The sequence below is a fragment of the Domibacillus sp. 8LH genome, from assembly GCF_038806185.1.
GTDB lineage: Bacteria > Bacillota > Bacilli > Bacillales > Domibacillaceae > Domibacillus > Domibacillus indicus_A.
The window spans coordinates 1-271 of record NZ_JAVJNG010000147.1 but is presented as its reverse complement, the minus strand read 5'-3'; the positions used below and the strand labels follow the sequence as shown (position 1 = coordinate 271).

The following is a 271-nucleotide window of genomic DNA, read 5'->3' as shown; positions in this document are numbered from 1 at the left end:
TTTACAAAGAGCGTTTAACCGAGAAGCATAACATTGAGGTATTAATACCTGAGCCTAATGAGCGAAAGCGAGTGCACGAGGTTATTTATTCGCAGTTATGCCAAGGGATTATTAATGAAGATTCGCGAGCCGATTATATACGCATTATAGAGCGCTTATTTGCACAAGGCGCGCAGGCCATTATTTTAGGCTGTACAGAAATTGCTTTGTTGGTAAAGCCACAACACACGCAGGTTCCGCTTTATGATACCACTCAAATACACGCCGAGGC

General features: G+C 43.2%; 1 protein-coding gene. It reads left to right on the top strand.

The features are described 5' to 3' along the window. A partial coding sequence (locus tag RG959_RS24185) for an aspartate/glutamate racemase family protein (RefSeq protein ID WP_342799305.1) occupies positions 1 to 271 on the top strand: 271 nt, incomplete at both ends.